Annotated in this window: 13 protein-coding genes; 8 read left to right on the forward strand and 5 right to left on the reverse strand. The window is 69.9% G+C overall.

Going from position 1 to position 18,697, the window contains the following annotated elements; translation table 11 throughout:
* Positions 1 to 92: 92 nt before the first annotated feature.
* From ACWDOP_RS30980 to ACWDOP_RS31000, 5 genes are all read right to left on the reverse strand, one after another.
* On the reverse strand, positions 93 to 959 hold the full coding sequence (locus tag ACWDOP_RS30980; protein WP_456347880.1) for a tyrosine-protein phosphatase: 867 nt from the start codon (positions 957 to 959) through the stop codon (positions 93 to 95).
* Positions 960 to 1,214: 255 nt separating this feature from the next.
* The gene (locus ACWDOP_RS30985; protein ID WP_456347881.1) at positions 1,215 to 1,739 is read right to left on the reverse strand and encodes a hypothetical protein; all 525 of its coding nucleotides are present in this window, start codon (positions 1,737 to 1,739) and stop codon (positions 1,215 to 1,217) included.
* Positions 1,736 to 4,231, reverse strand: coding sequence for an ABC transporter permease (locus ACWDOP_RS30990; RefSeq protein WP_456347882.1), 2,496 nt, complete (start codon positions 4,229 to 4,231; stop codon positions 1,736 to 1,738). The genes ACWDOP_RS30985 and ACWDOP_RS30990 overlap by 4 nt, the downstream gene beginning before the upstream one ends.
* On the reverse strand, positions 4,228 to 4,971 hold the full coding sequence (locus ACWDOP_RS30995) for an ABC transporter ATP-binding protein (RefSeq protein WP_456347883.1): 744 nt from the start codon (positions 4,969 to 4,971) through the stop codon (positions 4,228 to 4,230). Before ACWDOP_RS30995 ends, ACWDOP_RS30990 begins: the two co-directional genes overlap by 4 nt.
* Complete coding sequence (locus tag ACWDOP_RS31000) at positions 4,971 to 5,411, reverse strand: type II toxin-antitoxin system Rv0910 family toxin (RefSeq protein ID WP_456347884.1); 441 nt, start codon at positions 5,409 to 5,411, stop codon at positions 4,971 to 4,973. The genes ACWDOP_RS30995 and ACWDOP_RS31000 overlap by 1 nt, the downstream gene beginning before the upstream one ends.
* Before the next feature lie 339 nt (positions 5,412 to 5,750).
* Here ACWDOP_RS31000 and ACWDOP_RS31005 point away from each other — a divergent pair, with 339 nt between their 5' ends.
* From ACWDOP_RS31005 to ACWDOP_RS31040, 8 genes are read left to right on the forward strand one after another with little or no spacing between them, the layout of a single operon-like run.
* Entirely contained in the window at positions 5,751 to 12,152 is a 6,402-nt protein-coding gene (locus ACWDOP_RS31005) for a type I polyketide synthase (RefSeq protein WP_456347885.1), read from the forward strand.
* A 17-nt stretch (positions 12,153 to 12,169) separates the two neighbouring features.
* A complete protein-coding gene (locus tag ACWDOP_RS31010; protein WP_456347886.1) occupies positions 12,170 to 13,120 on the forward strand; it encodes a metallophosphoesterase family protein in 951 nt (316 codons plus the stop codon).
* Positions 13,117 to 13,347, forward strand: coding sequence for a hypothetical protein (locus ACWDOP_RS31015; RefSeq protein ID WP_456347887.1), 231 nt, complete (start codon positions 13,117 to 13,119; stop codon positions 13,345 to 13,347). Before ACWDOP_RS31010 ends, ACWDOP_RS31015 begins: the two co-directional genes overlap by 4 nt.
* Complete coding sequence (locus ACWDOP_RS31020; protein ID WP_456347888.1) at positions 13,344 to 13,955, forward strand: hypothetical protein; 612 nt, start codon at positions 13,344 to 13,346, stop codon at positions 13,953 to 13,955. Before ACWDOP_RS31015 ends, ACWDOP_RS31020 begins: the two co-directional genes overlap by 4 nt.
* Positions 13,952 to 15,457 carry a flavin-containing monooxygenase gene (locus ACWDOP_RS31025; protein ID WP_456347889.1) on the forward strand — a complete coding sequence of 502 codons (1,506 nt, stop codon included), beginning with the start codon at positions 13,952 to 13,954 and terminating at the stop codon, positions 15,455 to 15,457. The genes ACWDOP_RS31020 and ACWDOP_RS31025 overlap by 4 nt, the downstream gene beginning before the upstream one ends.
* Entirely contained in the window at positions 15,454 to 16,320 is an 867-nt protein-coding gene (locus ACWDOP_RS31030; RefSeq protein WP_456347890.1) for a class I SAM-dependent methyltransferase, read from the forward strand. The genes ACWDOP_RS31025 and ACWDOP_RS31030 overlap by 4 nt, the downstream gene beginning before the upstream one ends.
* Positions 16,317 to 17,846 (forward strand): flavin-containing monooxygenase, encoded by a 1,530-nt coding sequence (locus ACWDOP_RS31035; RefSeq protein ID WP_456347891.1) that lies wholly within the window; start codon positions 16,317 to 16,319, stop codon positions 17,844 to 17,846. The genes ACWDOP_RS31030 and ACWDOP_RS31035 overlap by 4 nt, the downstream gene beginning before the upstream one ends.
* Positions 17,843 to 18,682 carry a class I SAM-dependent methyltransferase gene (locus tag ACWDOP_RS31040; protein WP_456347892.1) on the forward strand — a complete coding sequence of 280 codons (840 nt, stop codon included), beginning with the start codon at positions 17,843 to 17,845 and terminating at the stop codon, positions 18,680 to 18,682. The genes ACWDOP_RS31035 and ACWDOP_RS31040 overlap by 4 nt, the downstream gene beginning before the upstream one ends.
* Positions 18,683 to 18,697 lie beyond the last annotated feature (15 nt).

Genomic DNA, 18,697 nt, shown 5'->3' on the forward strand with positions numbered 1-18,697 from the left:
CCTGGAACCGCCTGAACGTGATCGCGGGGATGACGGGCGGTGAGTACGTGCCCGCGCCGCGGCGCGCGAGGGCCCTTCGGCCGGGATTCCGGTCAGGACACCAGGTTCTTCCGCAGTTTCACGATGGTCCAGGCGTCGAGCCCGAGGCCCTCGGTGAGGAAGTCGCCGAAGTCGCCGAACCGCTCGTCGATCTGCGCCACCGCGATGTCGAGGTACTCGGTGCGCACCTCCTGCAGCGGGATCAGCAGGTCCGGGTTCTGCATGATGCCGCCCTGCTTCAGCTGCGCCCGCAGTGCGGCGTCGGCCGCGGCCCGATACTGGTTCGACAGCAGATAGTCCTGCCGCGCCACCGATTCCGGCACGCCGACCGCACGCAGCACCACGTAGGACAGCCAGCCGGTGCGATCCTTGCCCGCGGTGCAGTGGAACAGGGTGGCGGTTCCGGTGGTGGACAGATCCTTCACGGTCTGGCCGAACTTCGCCAGCGAATCGGGGTCGAAGAAGCTGCGGTACATGTCCCGCATGATCGTCTCGGCCTTACCGTCGCCCAGCAGCGCCTGCTGCTGCACCGGATCCCGGGACGAAATGGCCTGGTACATCTTGGCGAACATGCCGTTGTCCTGGATGGGCCGCGCCACCAGCGGAACCCCGTTCGGCAGCCGGTCCGCGCCCATGGCCTGTACCTCGCTGGGCACCCGCAGGTCGATCACGGTCTGCAACCGCAGCGTGCCCAGCTTCTGTACATCGGCGTCGGTCAGTTTGGCGAGCGCGTCGGCGCGGATGATCTTGCCCGCCTTGACCTTCGCGCCGTCGTAGGTGCGGTAGCCGCCCAGATCCCGGACGTTCGCCGCGCCCTGCAGATCGATGCGCGCCGGACCCCCTGCGGCCGGCGCGCCGGCGGCCGTGCCGCCCACCCAGACCAGGGCCATGCCGACGGCGACGAACAACGCGAATATCATTGTGCCGAGCGACTTTCTCGCTCGTGAATCAGAAAAATATCTCACCCGCGAGACAGTATGAGCGGCTTACCAGCTGTCGGCCGATACCGGGTAAAGGCTTCGCTCAGCGGGACTCGGCGATCACTCATCGAGATTGACTCTGGCGCCGGAGAAAATCGCGGGATGTTTCGAAAAACACTATGGCTCAGCATATTCCGAACAGGTATAGAATATACCGGAGTCGGCGATTCACGTCCGGCGCCGCGGTCGAGTTTCTCAGGTGCAGGCCGGCGAGGTGGCCCCGGTGTTCGTCAGCATCTGGCAGGCCCACGCCAGCTGTAGTTTCCAGCGGCCGTTCTCCGCGACGAAGGGGATGACGGCGTCGCCCTCGACGGGCTTGCCGTTCAAGGACAGCTTCGCGGTGGCCTCCATGATGCCGTTGCCCGCGTACCGCACCCCGGTCACGGTGATCTGCACGCCGTTGCTCACCCCGGCCCGGGCCATCTTGGTGACGAGTTCGGGATCGACATCCGAACCCTGAACCACGTCCACGGCCTGTGCCCGCGGCGAATTCGGGTCCAGCGCCAGCGTCAGGCCGACATTGAGATCGGCGACGCCGGGCAGCGGGATGGGCGGCTGGTCGGTGACCGGCGCGGCACTGGACCGGCTGACCGGCGCGGTGGAGTCACCGGAATCCCCGCACGCGGACAGCGTGCCGGTCACCGCGCACAGGACCGCCGCGGCGATCAGGGCGCGGACTCGAAAAGACCTGCGAAGAAACATGATTTCCCTCTGCTTCATTCGATGCTCACCGCATCGATGATATTGAGCCGGGCGGCCCGCACGGCGGGTGGAATCGAGCCGAGCAGGCTCAGTCCCACGGCCCCGGCCGCGAAGGCGAGCGCCAGCGGGCTCGGCCGGTAGGACACCTCGAGATTCATGATGTTCGGGGTGAGGGCATCGAAGAAGTACTGACTCGCCAGGCCGAACCCCAGCCCGAGCACCCCGCCGACCACGCCGATCCCGGCGGCCTCGGCGAGCACCATGCGCAGGGTGCGGCGGCGGCTCGCGCCCATGGCGCGCAACACCCCGATCTCGCGGCGGCGTTCGAGCACCGACAGCGTCAGGGTATTGAGCAGGGCGACCGCCGCGATCAGGACGATGATCATCCACACCGCGTTCGACACCGCCATGCCCTGCCGGGCAGAACTCTCCACGTTGGCCAATGACGTTGCGCCGGAATAGACCTGGAGTCCGGGCGGTGACAATCCCGCGACCGTCTCGAGCAACCGATCCCCGTCCGCGCCGGGCACGCCCTCGATCTGCAGGATGGTCGAACCGGGCCGGTCGAACCACTGCCGCATCTGGTCCAGGCCCATCCCGACCGTGCCCGTCATCGCCGAGAAGTAGGACACGACGCCCACCACGCGGGTGCGCTGCGGGCCGCGCGGGGTATCGATCGACAGTTCGTCGCCGGCGTCGACGCCGAGGCCGCGCGCCATGTCCCGGGACACCACGATGCCGCGTCCGGCGACGACGTCCGCCCGGAGTGCGTCGTCGAGTTCCTCGTACATCGGATTGACCGTGCCGGCGGCGAGCCCGTACAGGATCACCTTCTCGTCGCCGATGGTCGCGTAGGCGACCTGGCCCTCGATGACGCTCGCGACCCCGGGTGCGGCGGCGACCCGCGCGGCCAGGTCGGCGGGCAGCGCGGGGCCGGTCGGGAACTCGTCGGGCGGGTGCGAGCTCACCCAGACCTCGACCGTGCCGGTCGAGCCCAGCGAGCCGCGGATCGCGCCGAGCAGATCGTTGTTCGCGCCGGTGATGGTCACCGTCACGGCCACGGCCATGAACACCGTCATGAGGGTGGCCCACACCCGGCGCGGCGCCCGTTCGAGCGAGGTCGCGGCGAGCTCACCCGCCCGCCCGAAGCGGCGCGCGACCCATGAGGTGGCCGCGACCAGCGATCCGGTCAGCGCGAAACACAGCATGAGGCCGGCCCCGAAGAACAGGCACAGCGCCACACCCGACCAGACGAAGGCGTCCAGGTGCAGGCGCACCAGCACGATCGCGACGGTCACGTTGACGATCGCCGCCCACGCCGCGAACAGGCGCAGCAGCAACGGAACCCGGTCCGCGACGCCGGCTCCGACCGGAGCGAGCGCCTCGACCGGCGACACCTTGTACACCTGGTACGCCGCGACTCCCGAGGCCACCATGGAGGTTCCGGCGGCGGCGACGATCGCGATCGGAATCGCGTAGAGGGGAAGGGAATACGTCGTGCGCGCCTCGATCGACTGCATGAGCGCCATCGGCAGCGTGTCGATCGCGGCGCGGCCGAGCAGCACGCCCAGCGCCGACCCGGCCGCGCCGCCTATCGCGCCGATCACGGCGGCTTCCACGAGCAGATCGGTGACGATGGTCGACCGCCGCCCGCCGACCGCCCGCAACATCGAGATGACCGGTCGCCGTTGGACGATCGCCATGCTCATGGCGGTGTAGATGAGGAAGGCCGCCACGATGAACGCCAGCGCCGCGCCCATCAGGGTCATGTAGCGCAGCATGCGCAGCGCGCCGCCGGTCTGCACCGCCCGCACGCTCGGTTCCGCGACCAGCGCCCGATCCGCCACGGCGGCCTCGACCGCGGTCCGCAGTTCGGCCGAATCCTCCTCGGGCGCGGGAACGATGAGGACCGAGTCGAGCTGGCCGCTGCGATTGGTGATCTGCTGTGCGACCGCCAGCGAGGTCAGTACGTAGTGACCGGCGTTGAGCTGCTCCAGTTTCGGGCCGGACAGCACCGCCGCGACGGTGACCTCGCCGGCCCCGATCCGGAAGCGCTCGCCCGCCGCGACGCCGACCCCGGGCCCGACCAGGGCGCCGTTGGCGGTGGTCATCAGTGTGCCCAGGTGTCGCTCCACCGCCTCCTGCAGATCGCTTTCCAGGGCCGCCGCGCTCAGATCGGCGCCGAGCAGCAGCATGGGGCCCGACGCGCTGGGCACCTTGGTGCGCAGCATCGGCACCGCGTGCGCCACCCCGGGCACCGCGGCGACATCCGCGCGGATCGCGGCGGGCAGGCCGGAATCGGTGACGCCGGAAATCTCCAGCGTCGCCTTGCCCGCCAGGCTGTCGATCAGCTGGTTCACCGATCCGGACAGCGATCCGAAGATGCCGAACACCGCGACCAGGAAGGCCGCCGATACCGCCATCACGGTGGTCGAGGCGATGGTCCGCCCCCGATGCACGGCGAACTCCCGCACGCTGAACAGCCGCCAGCGATCCAGCAGTGCCGTCACGGGTGCACCGCCGACGCCGTAACCGGTTCGTGCACAGCGGGTTCGGCGGATCCGGCCGCGTCACGCACTATCCGGCCGTCGCCGAGGGTGAGTACGCGGTCGGTGGTGCTCGCGGCCTCCGCGTTGTGTGTGACCATGACCACGGCGTGATCGCCGTGCGCGATGTCGGCGAGCAGGGCCATGATGGCGGCGCCGGTCTTCGAATCCAGGTTGCCGGTCGGCTCGTCGGCCAGGATCAGCGGTGGATCCATGATCAGAGCCCGGGCCAGCGCCACCCGCTGCATCTGCCCGCCGGATAGCTCGGCGGGGCGGTGTTCGGCCCGATTGCCGAGGCCGACGAGTTCCAGCAATTCCAGCGCCCGCCCCTTGGATGCACGTAATCCCTTGCCGTCCAGCAGCTTCGGCACGGCCACGTTCTCCCAGGCGGACAGCGTCGGCAGCAGATTGAAGAATTGGAAGACGAATCCGACATGGTGCCGCCGGAATTCGGACTGCTCGTCGTCACCGAAGGCGCCGATCTCGCTGCCCCGGAATCGAATCGACCCCGATGTCGGTACATCGAGGGCGCCGAGTACATGCAGCAGGGTGCTCTTGCCCGCTCCCGACGGCCCGACCACCGAGACGAATTGCCCCGCCGAGATGGTCAGACTCACGCCGTCCAGCGCCCGGACGGTCTCACCGCCGATGCGATACTCCCGCACCACATTCGCCAGTTCGAGCAGCGGCGCCGTAGCCGCCATCAGGCGTCTACCTGCGACAACGTCGCCAGCTTGCGCATGGAATTCGTCAGCTGGGAATGCGCGTCCCGCTCGATCACCTGCTCGAGCTGAGCGTTGAGCATCGAGCCGGTGAAATTGCCGGCGATGGTGAGCTGCGAACCACCCGGGCGTCGTTCGATGCCGAAGGTGAATTCGCAGACCAGCCCGATCTCACTGCGCCCGGACAGGGTCAGTTGCATCGGCGGTTTGAACGCGGTGATGGTCAGTTCGAGTTTGTGCGACATCCCCAGCATGCGAATGTTCTGCACCAGTGTGGAATTCACGGCCATGCGCTCGGGCGGCTGCTCGAGGAAGCCGTCGTGCATCAGGAACCAGTCCTGCCACGTCGATGTGTTCGCGATGATCGAATACAGCTGCATCGGACTGGCTTCCAGCGCTCTCGAGACCTCGAATTCGGCCATTACCCCTCCTGAAGAGACGCGTCAGCAAATCTGCCGCATACCTACTCGCCGGTACGTGAACGGACGCACGCACCCGGCGCCCGGGCCGTGTCGGCCGAGACGTGGCAGGGAGCTTCTCACCATCGCGCCGCGATTTGCAAGTGATTCCGAGTAGCGTTTACTTCAGATTCGCCGAGATCCTGTTGCAGGCCTCCATGGGATGCGGTACGTTCCTGCTCGTCGGCGCAATAGCCATCTGGCAGAAGCGCTTTGGGTCGCCGCAGGGGCGCTGGAAATTCATCAATTCTGAATCCCGTTCTTTAACCCGAACGGGACATCTCTACCCGCATGGGGGCAGTCGTGACTGATCACGTTCTCGTTGACGATCCGATCGCGGTCGTCGGTATGGCGTGCCGTTTTCCCGGTGGCATCGATTCGCCCGAGGCGCTGTGGCGCTTCCTGATCGATGGCCAGCATGCATCCAGCAAGTTTCCCGCCGATCGGTCGATGACCGAGCTCGCGGATATGGCATCGCCCGAGGTGGCCGCCGCGATGGCGCCGATGGGCGGGTTCATCGACGAGCCGGGCGAGTTCGATCCCGAGTTCTTCGGAATCAGCCCCCGCGAGGCCAAGGCAATGGATCCGCAACAGCGGATGGTGCTCGAAACCAGCTGGCAAGCACTGGAATCCGCGGGAATCGACCCGACGACCCTGCAGGACAGCGACACCGGGGTCTACATCGGCGCCATGGGCGGGGACTACGCCTACCTGATCCCGGGCCAGAAGGACCTGGATCCCGGCTACGTCGCCATGGGCGTGAGCCAGAGCGTGCTCTCGGGCCGGGTGTCCTACATCCTGGGCCTGCAGGGCCCGACGATGAGCATCGACACCGCCTGCTCGTCGTCGCTGGTGGCCATGCACCTGGCCGGGCAGGCCCTGAACGCCGGCGAGTGCTCGCTGGCCCTGGTCGGCGGCGTCTCGATCATGTCGACGCTGACCGGCTTCTTCGCCCTCGGCCAGCACGGCGCCATCTCCAAAGCCGGTCGCAGCAAGCCCTATTCGGCCGACGCCGACGGATTCTGCATGTCCGAGGGCGTGGCCGTGCTCATCCTGGAGCGGCTCTCCGATGCCCGGCGCCTGGGTCACGAGGTGCTCGCCATTCAGCGCGGCGCGGCCGTGAACCAGGACGGGGCGACCAAGGGACTGACCGTGCCCAGCGCCGCCGCGCAGGGCAAGCTCATCCGGGCCGCCCTGGCCGCGGCCGATCTCACGCCCACCGACATCGACGTGGTCGAGGGGCACGGAACCGGTACGCCCGTGGGCGATCCCATCGAACTCGAAGCGCTGTTCGACACCTACGGGCGCGATCATTCGGCCGCCGAGCCGTTGCTGCTGGGGTCGATCAAGGGCAACTTCGGCCACACCCAGGCCGCCGCGGGCATCGCCGGCGTGATCAAGATGATCCAGGCGATGCGGCACGGGGTGGTGCCGCCGACGGTGAACGTCAGCGCCCCGACCACGGCCGTCGACTGGTCCGCCGGGACGGTCGATCTCGTCACCGCGAGCGTGCCGTGGCCCGATCGCCCGGGTCCGCGCCGGGCGGGTGTCTCCTCCTTCGGGATCAGCGGCACCAACGCCCACGTGATCCTCGAGCAGGCGCCCCCGGCCCAGCCGATCGCACCTGCCGAGCCCGGACAGCAAGTGCCGCTTGCCATCTGGCCGATCTCCGGCAAGACCCCCGAGGCGCTGGCCGAACAGGCCGCCCAGCTCGCCGAGCACGTCAAGGCGAACCCGGAGTTCACCTCCCGCGAAGTGGGTCACGCGCTCGCCACCACCCGCGCCACCTTCGATCATCGCGCCGTGGTGCTCGGCGGCAACCGCGTCGATCTGCTGGCGGGGCTGGCGGCGGTCGCCGACGGCGCGCCGGTCGGGCCCATCCGCGGCCAGGCCGCCGAGCGCCAGGTCGTCTTCGTCTTCCCCGGCCAGGGCGCGCAGTACGCCGGTATGGCCGCGCAGCTCATGGCCGAATCCCCGGTCTTCGCCGGGCTCATCGCCGAGTGCGAGGCGGCGCTCTCGGAATTCGTCGACTGGTCGCTGACCGACGTGCTGAACGAGGCGCCGGGCGCGCCATCGATCGAACGCGTCGACGTGGTACAGCCCGCGCTCTTCGCGACGATGGTTTCCCTTGCGGGACTGTGGCGTTCGCTGGGCATCGAGCCGGACGCCGTCCTCGGGCATTCGCAGGGCGAGGTCGCCGCCGCGTACGTGGCGGGCGCGCTGTCGCTGGCCGACGCCGCGCGCATCGTGACCCTGCGCAGCAAGCCGCTGCGCGAGCTGGCCGGTACCGGCGGCATGGCCTCGATCAACGCCCCGGTCGCCCGGGTGCGCGAGCTGCTGGCCGGTATCGACGACATCTACGTCGCCGCCGTCAATTCCCCGTCCACCACCGTGGTCGCGGGCGGGGCGGACAGCGTCGCCGAGGTACTCGCGCGCTGTGAGCGAGATGCCGTGCGGGCCAGGCAGGTTCCGGTCGACTACGCCGCGCACACCTGCCACGTCGACGTGTTGCGCGAGCAACTCGAGGCCGCCGTCGCCCCGGTCACCGCGCGCGCGAGCGACATCGTCTTCTTCTCGACCGTGACCGGCGACGTGCTGGACACCGCGGCGCTCGGCCCGGACTACTGGTTCGGCAACCTGCGCGAGGCGGTGAACTTCGAAGGCGGTTTCCAGTCCGCGTTCGAATCCGGCTACAACGCCTTCATCGAGATGAGCGTGAATCCGGTCCTGACCGCCGCGATGCACGAATCACTCGGCGGTTTCGCCGAATCCTGCCTCATCACCGGATCGCTCAAGCGGGAGGACGCCGGCATCCGGCGGCTGCTGACCTCGGTGTCCGAGGCGCACGTGCAGGGTGTCTCGCCGAACTGGCAGGCCATCTACCCCGCCGGCTCGGCGCGCTCGATTCCGTTGCCCACCTACGCTTTCCAACGGCAGAAGTACTGGCTGGCCAGTGTGTCGGGCACCGGCGGCGGCAAGCCGAGCGGGCTCGGCCTGGCCGAGGCCGGGCACCCGCTGCTCGGTGCGGTCGTGGAACTGCCCGGCGCCGACCGCTTCCAGTTCAGCACCCGGATCGCGCTGGCCACCCACGCCTGGATCGCCGACCACGCCCTGCACGGCAACGTGCTGCTGCCCGGCGCGCTGCTGCTGGAACTGGCGTTGCACGCCGGCGACCGGCTCGGCGCGCCGCAGGTCGAGAAGCTGACCATGTACACCCCGGTCACCCTGCCCGCCGACGGCGCGATCCACCTGCAGGTCGTGGTGGGTGAACTCGTCAAACCCGGGCGGCGGTCGGTGGCCATCTACTCCCGGCCCGAGGACAAGGACGGCGCGCCCGGCCAGAGCCAGTGGAGCCTGCACGCGGACGGGCATCTGACCGCGGTGAAGCGAACCGAGGACGCCGACACCCAGGGCCTCGAGCTCTGGCCGCCGGTCGGCGCGGTCCAGGCCATGGAGCCCGGTCCCGCCTACGAGACCCTGGCCGCGCTCGGCTACCAGTACGGCCCGGTATTCCAGGGCATGAAGGCGGTCTGGCGCCGCGGCGACGACATCTTCGCCGAGGTCGCGCTGCCGGACGCGGTGGCCGACGCGGACAAGTACGGCCTGCATCCGGCGCTGCTGGACGCGGCCATGCAGACCGGTTCCGCCGCGGCGGCGCTGATTCCGTCCGAAGCGGGCGCGATCCGGCTCCCGTTCGCCTGGGAGCGCGTGGAACTGCGCGCGGTGGGCGCGAAAGCGCTGCGCGTGAAGCTGACGCCCGCGGGCACCGACCGGCTGCGCTGGGTGCTGGGCGACAGCACCGGCCGCATCGTCGCGGCGGGCACGCTGCAGGTGCGCACCATCTCGACCACCAAACTCGCCACCCGTGGTCTGTCCGGGCGTCAGGACTCGCTGTTCGGCGTCGATTGGCTGAGCGTTCCGGTGCAGCGGGCGCGGTACTCCGGCCGTCCGGGGGAGTGGGCCATCGTCGGGAAGCAGCCGCTGGGCGTGCACGGCGATCCGGCGCCGTCGACCTATCCGGATCTCGAAACCTTCTACGCCGCAATGGATGCCGAGGGCGCTGAACCACCGAAGGTGGTGGTGCTGTCCCGGGTCGCGGCCTCGGCGGGCACCGAGCCCGGCGCGCACCCGAGCGCGGCCGTGCGCGCGGAACTCGCCGACATGCTCGGCACGATCCAAACCTGGCTGGCCGACGAGCGTTTCGCCGAGACCAAGCTCGTCGTGCTGAGCCGCGGCGTGCAGGCGGTCGCGGCGGCGGAGGATGTCACCGATCTGGCCGGGGCCACGGTCTGGGCGCTGGTGCGCAGCGCGCAGTCCGAGCACCAGGACCGGATCCTGCAACTCGATCTCGACGAGGCCGGCATCGGCCTGGATCAGCTCGCCACCGCGCTGCAGACCGACGAACCCGAACTCGCGCTGCGGCGCGGCGAATTCTTCGGCAGGCGAATCCGTTCCGGTCTGGACGCCGCCGCCACCGCGGGCGCGCGGCTGTCCGGGCCGTGGCGGCTCGACATCCCGGCCTCGGGGAATCTCGAGGACGTGGCGCTGGCCGAGGTCGCCGACGGCGACACCGGCGCGGACCTCGCGCCCGGCACGGTCCTGGTCGAACAGCGGGCCGCGGGACTGTCGTTCCCCGTCGCGCTGACCGGTGTCGCCGCCGGCACCGGCACCCCGGCCCGGCTCGTGCACGAGGCCGCGGGCATCGTGCGCGCGGTCGGCGCGGGCGTGACCGGATTCGCCACGGGTGACCGGGTATTCGGTCTGTTCGACGAGATCGCCGCGACCGCGGCCGCCGATCACCGGCTGCTCGCCCCGGTGCCCCCGGCCTGGTCGTTCGCGCAGGCGGCCGCCGCGCCGGTGGCGTACCTGACCGCCCTGCACGGCCTGCGCGATGTCGCCGCCGCCCGTTCCGGGGAACGGGTGCTGGTGCACGCCGCGACCGGCGGGGTGGGCACGGCCGCGGTCAACGTGGCCGAGCACCTCGGTCTCGAGGTGTTCGCCACGGCGAGCAAGCCCAAGTGGGATGTGCTGCGGGGCATGGGTTTCGCCGAGGATCATCTCGCCGATTCCCGGTCCGGCGCGTTCGCGGAACGGTTCACGAGCGAACGCGGCATGGACATCGTGCTGAACCTGCTGCCCGACGCCTTCACCCTGGACTCGCTCGGCCTGCTTTCGGACACGGGACGTTTCGTGGAGATCGCCCGCGACGCGGTGCACGATCCGGCGGCGATCCGCACCGAGCACGGGGTGTCCTACACGTCCTTCGAACTCGGGGCACTGGACCCGAACGTGGTGGGCGGCCTGCTGTCCGAGCTGTCCGCGCTGTTCACCTCCGGTGCGCTGGCGCCGTTGCCGCTGACCCGATTCGACGTGCGGCACGCCGCCGCGGCCCTGCGGCACCTCGGTGAGGCGCGGCACGTGGGCAAGGTGGTGCTCACCTGGCCGACGGCCTTCGATCCGGAGAGCACCGTGCTGATCACCGGTGGTACGGGCAAGATCGGCGGCATCATCGCCCGGCACCTGGTCACCGCGTACGGCGCCAGGAACCTGCTGCTCACCAGCCGCAGCGGCGCCACCGCCGGCGGCGTCGACGAGCTGATCGCCGAACTGGGCGCGGCCGGGGCCCGGGTGAGCGTGGCGGCCTGCGACGCGGGCGACCGCGACGCGCTGGCCGCGGTGATCGCCGGCGTGCCCGCCGCGCATCCGATCGGCGCGGTCGTGCACCTCGCGGCCACCCTCGCCGACGCGACCTTCGCCGCGCTCACCACCGATCACCTGGACGCGGTGCTACCCGCCAAGGCCAACGGCGCGTGGTACCTGCACGAGCTGACCCAGCACCTGGATCTGTCGATGTTCGTCCTGTTCTCCTCGGCGGCAGGCACTTTCGGCGCACCCGGCCAGGCCAACTACGGCGCGGCCAACGTGTTCCTGGACAGCCTGGCCCGGCATCGCTACCACCGGGGGCTGCCCGCCACCGCGATGGCGTGGGGCTGGTGGGCCGAGGACACCTCCAACACCGGCGGCATGGACGAGAAGGACCGCGCCCGCCTCGGCCGCATGGGCATCACGCCGATTCCGACCGGGGAGGCGCTGGGCCTGTTCGATTCCGCGCTGCGGACCGGAGCGCCGTACGTGCTGCCCATCGGCATGGACCTGTCGCTGTTGCGGGTGGCCCAGTCGGTGGCCGAACTGCCGCCGTTCTTCCGGGCGCTGCTGCACGCCCGCCCGCGCGCCACCCAGCAGCTCGGGGATCCGACGCAGCTGGCCAAGCGGCTGGCCGGCCTCAGTCCGGCCGAACAGCACGAGACGGTCGTCGAGCTGCTGAAGACGCCGATCTCGATGGTGCTGGGGTACTCCTCACCCGATGCGGTGCAACCGGATCGGGAGTTCACCGAGATGGGCATCGACTCGCTCAGCTCGATCGAACTCGGTACGCACCTGCGGGCCATGACGGGCGTCAAGCTCGCCAACTCGGTGATCTTCCAGTACCCCACGGTGAGCTTGCTGGCCCGGCACGTGCTGGACCAGATCACCCCGCAGGACGCCGAGCTCGCCGACCCGATCATCGCCGAGGTCGAGATGCTGCTCGAACGCCTGTCCGCCATCCACGACGGTGGACCGGTGCCCGCGGAGCTGATGGCCCGGCTGAGCGGATCCATGGGCAGGCTCGGCGCGGCGGTGGGAGCGGCAGAGGGTTCCGCGTGAGCGGCGACGGATCCCGCGTGAGCGGCGTGGAACCCGGCGTGCTGGCGGTCAGTGATCTGCACGTGAGCCACCTCGGCAATCGCGAGGTGGTCGAGCGGATCCGGCCGCACACGCCGGGGGACTGGCTGATCGTGGCCGGTGACGTGGCGGAGAAGACCGATGCCGTCCGCTGGGCGCTCTCGACCCTGCGCGAGCGGTTCGACAAGGTGATCTGGGTGCCGGGAAACCACGAACTGTGGACCACCGCACTCGATCCCGGGCATCTGCGCGGTGAGGGCAAGTACCGCCGCCTGGTCGAGGTCTGCCGCGAGCTGGATGTGGTGACACCGGAGGATCCCTACCCGGTGTGGGAGGGCGCGGGCGGGTCGGCGGTGCTGGCCCCGCTGTTCCTGCTCTACGACTACTCCTTCCTGCCGCGCGGAATCGACACCAAGGCAGCGGGTCTGGCGCTCGCCGAAGCCAGGGGCACCCTGGCCACCGACGAGCACCTGCTCGCGCACGATCCCTACGACTCGCGGGAGCAGTGGTGCGCCGAGCGCGTGCGCTACACCCGCGAGCGGCTGGACGGCGTGGACCCGGCGGTGCCGCTGGTGCTGATCAATCACTTTCCCCTGGTGCGAAATCCGACGGATCGACTGCTCCGGTCGGAGTTCGCGATGTGGTGCGGCACCGATCTCACCGCGGACTGGCATCGCCGGTACAACGTGGCCTGCGTGGTCTACGGGCACCTGCATCTGCGCCGCACCGACCACTACGACGGGGTGCGGTTCGAGGAGGTCTCCATCGGCTATCCGCGCGAGTGGCGCCGGCGCGGACTGCCCGATCCGCTGCTGTGCCGAATCCTGCCCGCCCCCGGCACCTCCGCGCGCACCGAATCGATCGGGCGGCGGACCGTGGATCGCGCACTGCGATTGGCGGTTTCGCTCGCTCGCCACGCACCCGGCGACAAAGGACGGCTATCACGATGAATTCGACGACGGACCCCCGGGGAGCCCTGGAAGGGGAACTCGGGGCGCGACTTCCCGCCCTCGCGGCGCTCTCCCAGCAGCAGTGCGCCGACCTGCTGGCGCTGCTGCGCACCGCGCCGGTGCGGGACCGCGGGCTGGCCCGCCGGGAGCTGGCGGCCAAGAATTCCGCCCGCCCCCGCCCCGTGCGCGCGCTCCTGGGCGCGGTCCTGCTCGGGCGGCGCCCGTGAGCGACCGCGCGAACCGGATCCAGCTCGGCAAACTGGCCGAGGCCCTGCACGTGGAGCCCGACCGCCTCGACTATCTCGAACAGCTGGACGCACAGGACCTTTCGGATCTGCGCGACCTGGTGGTGGCGTATCTGCACGAGCGCTACGCCGTCGAGTACGCGCGGCTGACGCGGATCGGCCGGCTCGCCCCGCTGCGGGTGGCGGTGCCGCTGGCCACCACGGTGCTGCCGCCGCGGCTGCTCGGGCGCTCGCTCAGCGCGCAGCTGCTGGACAACCGGACCGAACGATCCATGACGCTGCTCTCCGGCATCGACGCGGCGGCGGTCGCGGACGCCGCGCCGTTCATGAACCCGAAGGTCATGGGCGAGGTCGCCGAGCGCGCCGATCCCGAACTGCTCGGCGCGGTGATGGACGAACTACTGGCCCGCAAGGACTTCGCGACCGCCGACCTCTTCGCGGACTACGCCGCCGCGATGTTCATGACGCCCGAATCGGCCGTCGACACCGCGGTGGCGACGGCACCCCCGCGCCCCCGAACCCGCCGCATCGCCGCGCGCGGGCGGGCCCTCACCCTCCGTGTCCGAGAGTTCGTCAGGAGACGCTCATGACCGACAAAGACGCCCTGCTCGAGGTAGCAGTCATCGGCGCCGGATTCTCCGGCATCTGCGCCGGTATCAAACTCCGCCAGGCCGGGATCACGAACTTCGCGATCGTCGAGCAGGCCGAGGACATCGGCGGGGTGTGGTACTGGAACACCTATCCCGATGTGGCCGTGGACATTCCGGTCTGGGGCTACAGCTTCTCCTTCGAGCGGAATCCGAACTGGGAGTACGCCTACGCCCGCGGGCACGAGATCAAGGCGTACGCGGATCGGTGCGTCGACCGGTACGGCGTGCGGCCGCACCTGCGGCTGAACACCGAGGTCCTGGCGGCCACCTGGGACGACGCCGAGCACCACTGGCGGCTGGACACCACCCAGGGGCCCATCCACGCCCGCTTCATCATCGTGGCGTACGGCGGGCTCGGCCGGCCGAAGTACCCGGACATCGAGGGTCTCGACCGGTTCAACGGCCGGGTGATCCACAGCGCGCGCTGGGATCACACGCACGACATGACCGATACGCGGGTGGGGGTCATCGGTACCGGATCCTCTGCCGTGCAGGTCATTCCGGCGATGGCGAAGATCGCCCGGCGGGTGAGCGTCTTCCAGCGCACGCCGATCTGGGTGCTGCCCAAACCGGATTTCCCGCTCCCGGCGCTGCTGCGCTTCGGCTACCGGATCCTGCCGTTCATGATGTTCATCCCGCGCTGGATCGCGGTGTTCTGGCTCGAAGTCCTGTACAACGCCGTGTTCCGCTACAAGATCCCGGCGTCGGTGACCTTCCTGGAATCGATCATCAAACTGGCACTGCGGATGTGGGTTCCGGATCCCGAGATCCGGGCCAAGCTCACCCCGAACTACCGGTTCGGGTGCAAGTTCCTGTCGATGTCGAGCACCTACTACAAGGCGTTCGCCCGCGACAACGTCGATCTCGTGACCGCCGACATCGCCGAGATCACCGAAACGGGTCTGCGCACCGTCGACGGCGTGCACCACGAGTTCGATACCCTCATCCTGGCAACGGGTTTCGAGACCCTCGACGAGACGAACCTGCCGCGCTTCAAGACCACCGGCCGTGACGGGCAGGACCTGCGCTCGCTCATCGTGTCCAACCGCAAAGGCCAGTACGAGGGCCTGACCCTGCCGCAGATGCCGAACAACTTCACCGTGCCCGGCCTCTACGCCATGACCGGGGCCTTCTTCGTCACCATCGAGAGCAGCGTCGATCACGTCGTGCGCTGCATCCTGGAGGCCCGGCGCCGGGGCGCGACCGCCGTGGAGATCAAGCCCGACCCGTACCGCGCGTACGTGTCGGAGATGATCGAACGCCAGAAGAAGACGCTGTTCTACCGATCGCACTGCGAACGCACGTACAGCTGGTACTTCGACGAGAACGGCGACGTGCCGCTGTTCCGGCCCACCAGCACCGTCGAGGCGGCGTGGCGCACCAGGCACTCACCGATCGACGACTACTCCTTCACCTCGATCGAAAAAACCACGGCCTCATGACCGAATCGCTCATGCGTGACGTCTCGGACACCGCCCGCTGGGTGGCGGGGTTCCGGGCGCTCGAATCCGCCCGGCCCGACGCGCTGTTCCGCGATCCGCTCGCGGCCGCGCTGGCGGGACCCCGGGGCGCGGCCATGGCGGCCGAAACCACCATGTGGCCGACGGTGGTCCGGACCAAGCTCCTGGACGATCTCATCCTGGACACGCTGGCCCGGGGCTGCGACCGGGTCGTCAACCTCGCCGCCGGGCTCGACACCCGCCCATACCGGCTGCCGATTCCGGCCGAGATCGACTGGTACGAAGCGGATCTGCCCGCGCTGAGCGATTACAAGCAGTCGGTGCTGGCCGCGGAGCAGCCGAACTGCCGGCGCGTCGCGGCACAGCTCGACGTGACCGACACCGCGGCCCTGACCGACTTCCTGGCGGAGGCCACCGCCGGGGCCGAACACGCGCTGGTGCTGACCGAGGGACTGCTGCCGTACCTGCGACCCGAGCAGGTCGCGACGCTGTCCGAGCGGCTGCGCCGGGCGCCGATCCGCTGGTGGCTGATGGATCACTGGTCACCGGGGGTGCGGTACGGGGTCAACCGCACCCTGGGCCGCCGATTGGGCGCCGCGCGCTGGCATTTCGCGGCCGGGCTCGACTTCTTCGAGGGCTGGTCCGTGGACGCGGCGCACTCCACGTTCCGCGCCGGGGCGCGCTGGCGGCGCTCGCCGCTGGCGCTGCGCGGCTCGGCCCTGCTGCCCGACACCGGGATCGGGCCGATCGGGCGGTCCCGGCTGTGGTGCGGGGCCGTGCGGCTCGTCCACACCGGCGCCCGGGAACCGCTGCCGCACAACAGCTATCAGGAGACCGGACAATGAGCGAGGCCGAACCCCGGCGCGTGGAAGTCGCCGTGATCGGCGCGGGATTCGGCGGCATCGGCGCCGGAATCCGGCTGCGCGACGCCGGGATCGAGGACTTCGTCATCCTCGAACGGGCGGACCGCGTCGGCGGCGCCTGGGCCGCCAACACCTATCCCGATGTCGCGGTCGACATCCCGATGTGCAGCTACGCCTTCTCCTTCGAGCCGAACCTGCTCAGCACGCGCACCTATCCCACCGGCGCGGAGATCCAGGCCTACGCCGAGAGCTGCGTCGACAAGTACGGGCTGCGCCCGCACCTGCGGCTGCACACCGAGGTGAGCGGGCTCGTGTTCGACGAGCGCGAGCACATGTGGGACATCGCCACCGACGCGGGTCCGCTGCGGGCGCGCTTCGTCATCGTGGCGCACGGCCCGCTCGTGCAGCCGCGGACACCGGACATCGAGGGCCTGGATTCGTTCGCGGGCACGGTGATCCACACCGCGCGCTGGAATCACGAGCACGATCTCGACGCCGCGAGCGTCGGGGTGATCGGCACCGGATCCTCGGCGGTACAGCTCATTCCGCCGGTGGCCGCGCGGGCGAAGCGGCTGCACGTGTTCCAGCGCAGCGCCGTCTGGGTGGTGCCCAAGGTGGACCTGCCGGTGCCGCGGGCGCTGCGGTGGCTGTTCCGCCTCCTGCCGTTCATCCTGCGGGTGATCCGGTTCCAGATCGACGTGATGCACGAGGCGATCGCCTATTTCGCGTTCCGGCGCAAGTTGCCCGCCACGGTGACGCTGATCGAGCGCCTGTCACTGAACGCCATGCGCAAACAGGTGAGCGACGAACGGGTACGCGCGCAGTTGACGCCGGACTACCGCTACGGCTGCAAGCGGCCGTCGATTTCGAGCGACTACCACCGGACCTTCGCCCGGGACAACGTCGAACTGGTGACCGACCCCATCGCGCGGATCACCGAGACCGGAATCCTGACCGCCGACGGCGAGCACCGCGAGCTCGACACCCTGGTACTGGCAACCGGTTTCGAGGTGTTCGGCCGGGGCGCCAACCCGCCGTTCCCCATCGTCGGGCGCGATGGCGTGGATCTGGCCGACTACTACGAGACGAATCGTTCGGGGGCCTACGAGGGGGTCACGCTGCCCGGCTGGCCCAACAGCTTCGCGGTCCTGGGCACCACGTATTCCTTCACCTCGCTGTACTTCCCGATGATCGAGAACTCGACCCGGCACGCCGTGCGGTGCATCCGCGAGATGTACGCGCGCGGCGCGACCTGCGTCGAGATCCGGCCCGAACCGCACGCCGCGTTCGTGGCGGACATGCGCGAGCGCCAGTCCACCTCGGTGTTCCTCACCGGCGCCTGCACCACCTCGACCTTTCTCGATCAGCACGGCGACTCGCCGGTCTTCCGGCCGACGACCGCGCTGACCGCGTGGTGGCGCGCCGGGCACTTCCCGATCGAGCACTACAGCTTCACCACGAGCATCGCGACGGGCCGGGGGTCCGCGCGGGACGGGAGCCAGTCATGACCGAGCCGTCGATCCGCGATGTCTCCGATACCGCCCGCTGGGTGGCGGCGTACCGGGCGATCGAGTCCGAACGCCCGGACGCCCTGTACCGGGATCGGCTCGCGGCGAAACTCGCCGGGCCCGAGGGCGTCACGATGACGGCCACCGGGCCGAGCATGTGGCCCACGGTGGTCCGGACCAAACTCATCGACGATCTGATCCTGGATTCGATCGCGGCGGGCTGCGATCGGGTCGTGAACCTGGCCGCGGGTCTGGACACCCGGCCGTTCCGGCTCGAGCTGCCCGCCGAATTGGACTGGTACGAGGCGGATCTGCCCGATCTGCTGGGCTACAAGGAGTCGGTGCTCGCGTCGGAGACGCCGAACTGCCGGCGCGTCACCCGCGCGCTGGACGTCACCGACACCGCCGCCCTGACCGCGTTCCTGGACGAGGCGACCGCGGGCGCGCGGAACACCCTGGTGCTCACCGAGGGCCTGCTGCCGTACCTGCCGCCGGCCGAGGTGGCCACCCTGCGCGACGCGCTGCGCCGCCCCGACATCCGCTGGTGGGCCATGGATCACTGGTCGCCGGGCATGCTGCGCATGGTCAATCTGACGCTCGGGCGCAAACTCGCTTCCGCCCGCTGGCAATTCGCCGCGCCCCTGGACTTCTTCCGGGGGTGGACGGTCGACTCGGCGGCGTCGGTGTTCCGGGCCGCCGCGCTGGCCAAGCGATCGCAGCCGGTACTGCGCGGCTCGGCGTGGACCCCGGAACACGCGATCGGGCCGCTGGAGAAGTCGCTGCTGTGGTGCGGCGCGGTGCGTTTCACGCACTCGGGTGCGCGCGCGGAACGGTGAATCGAAGGGGCGGAG

This window comes from Nocardia sp. NPDC003693, assembly GCF_053981095.1.

What these genes read in the sequence shown, in the direction of transcription:
- ACWDOP_RS30980 (WP_456347880.1), bottom strand. Translation starts at nt 959, where the DNA reads ATGATATTCGCGTTGTTCGTCGCCGTCGGCATGGCCCTGGTCTGGGTG.
- ACWDOP_RS30985 (WP_456347881.1), bottom strand. Translation starts at nt 1,739, where the DNA reads ATGAAGCAGAGGGAAATCATGTTTCTTCGCAGGTCTTTTCGAGTCCGC.
- ACWDOP_RS30995 (WP_456347883.1), bottom strand. Translation starts at nt 4,971, where the DNA reads ATGGCGGCTACGGCGCCGCTGCTCGAACTGGCGAATGTGGTGCGGGAG.
- ACWDOP_RS31000 (WP_456347884.1), bottom strand. Translation starts at nt 5,411, where the DNA reads ATGGCCGAATTCGAGGTCTCGAGAGCGCTGGAAGCCAGTCCGATGCAG.
- ACWDOP_RS31015 (WP_456347887.1), top strand. Translation starts at nt 13,117, where the DNA reads ATGAATTCGACGACGGACCCCCGGGGAGCCCTGGAAGGGGAACTCGGG.
- ACWDOP_RS31025 (WP_456347889.1), top strand. Translation starts at nt 13,952, where the DNA reads ATGACCGACAAAGACGCCCTGCTCGAGGTAGCAGTCATCGGCGCCGGA.
- ACWDOP_RS31030 (WP_456347890.1), top strand. Translation starts at nt 15,454, where the DNA reads ATGACCGAATCGCTCATGCGTGACGTCTCGGACACCGCCCGCTGGGTG.
- ACWDOP_RS31035 (WP_456347891.1), top strand. Translation starts at nt 16,317, where the DNA reads ATGAGCGAGGCCGAACCCCGGCGCGTGGAAGTCGCCGTGATCGGCGCG.
- ACWDOP_RS31040 (WP_456347892.1), top strand. Translation starts at nt 17,843, where the DNA reads ATGACCGAGCCGTCGATCCGCGATGTCTCCGATACCGCCCGCTGGGTG.